Origin of the sequence: Brachyspira catarrhinii, from assembly GCF_005518285.1 — a bacterium.
GTDB lineage: Bacteria > Spirochaetota > Brachyspiria > Brachyspirales > Brachyspiraceae > Brachyspira > Brachyspira catarrhinii.
On sequence record NZ_SJDU01000504.1, the window covers coordinates 1 to 1,388 of the forward strand.

The following is a 1,388-nucleotide window of genomic DNA, read 5'->3' on the forward strand; positions in this document are numbered from 1 at the left end:
GCAGGGCTATGATGCCATATGCAGGGCTATGATGCCATATATTGGAGAAGAAAAATGGGGAGTGACAATTTCGCTTACGACAAAATATAAAAAGCCCGTTCCGATAAACGAAGAAATAAGAATAATCGGAAAAATAACTTCCGACAACGGACAAGTTTACGAAGGCGAAGGCTATATACTTTTAAATGACGACAAAATCGCCGCAACGGCAAAAGGAACTTATCTTTGTATGGGGCTTGATAAAATTGCCGAAATGGACCCAGAAAGCAAAGAGGATTGGTTCGTTGAGAAAAAAGAAAGCGACCCGAAAACTATAAATATCCCATAATTATTTTATTTATAATTTATATCTTTTCCAAATAAATTTATATCGATATCTTTAAATGAATTATCGATTAACATTTTCATTTTTTTTACTCCGAGTTTTTTCAATTCTTCGAGCGACTCGCAATAAAATTTATCCAAGCCGTTAATCGAATGAGCGTCCGTATTCAAAATTAAAGGAATATTCGCTTCTAAAATTCTTTTTATCGTTCTTTTATTAGGATAATGAGCGTCAAGATTATTTTGATTCATAAGTTTTATATTAACTTCGACTATAGAATTATTTTCTTTTATATGTTTCAAAACTTCTTCGACTTTTTCTATATACCAATCTTCCTCTTCGGTAAAATATTCTTTATTCAAATTATATTTTCTGATTAAATCCAAATGTCCGACAATATCTGGTTTTTGAGTTTCAACCATTTTAATTATATTGTCAAAATATTTTTCTATAACGATTTTTATATTTCCGAAATGTTTAATCGTTTCGTTAAAATTATCTTTCGACATATCAATGCAAAAATAATCTTTTCCATCGTCTATAAAATGAACCGAGCCGATTCTATAATCGAGTGGCATTTCTTTATCGGTATTTTTATTTAAGTCGGAATAATAATCCGCTTCTATTCCAGAATAAATTTGAATTTTATCTTTATAAATTTCTTTATATTTTTTTATTTCGTATAAATATTTAATCGTTCCTTCTTTCGTCATAGAGCATTCGTCTTTAGAAAAGTTGGAATGCCCCGAAAAACCTAAACTTATAAATTCTTTTTCTATAGCGTATTTTATAATTTCTTCAATTGAATTTTTTCCATCGCAATAATTCGTATGCGTGTGTAAGTTTGAGATATATTTCATTTTAAAAATTTATGCCCTCATTTTTATCGATATATATTTTATTAAGTATTTTTATTTTTAGCAACGGCATTTTTATTTAATCAATAAAAAAGACACCGCAATAAATACGATGCCTTTTTTCTTATCTTATCAATTTTATCAGTTTTTAAATTTGCAATTTATTATTGAACTTTACTTATATCTATCTCTACAGTTCCATAATC

The 1,388-nt window shown here is 28.3% G+C and carries 2 protein-coding genes; one reads left to right on the forward strand and one right to left on the reverse strand.

Annotated features, from left to right (window positions below; genetic code table 11):
- A partial coding sequence (locus tag EZH24_RS11870) for a PaaI family thioesterase (RefSeq protein WP_236847235.1) occupies positions 1 to 328 on the forward strand: 328 nt, incomplete at its 5' end.
- Positions 329 to 333: 5 nt separating this feature from the next.
- Here EZH24_RS11870 and EZH24_RS11875 read toward each other — a convergent pair.
- Complete coding sequence (locus tag EZH24_RS11875; RefSeq protein ID WP_137999286.1) at positions 334 to 1,185, reverse strand: histidinol-phosphatase; 852 nt, start codon at positions 1,183 to 1,185, stop codon at positions 334 to 336.
- Positions 1,186 to 1,388: the final 203 nt, after the last annotated feature.

Bases quoted from the DNA above. Each gene is read 5' to 3' on its own strand.
- EZH24_RS11875 (WP_137999286.1), bottom strand. From the start codon at position 1,185: ATGAAATATATCTCAAACTTACACACGCATACGAATTATTGCGATGGA.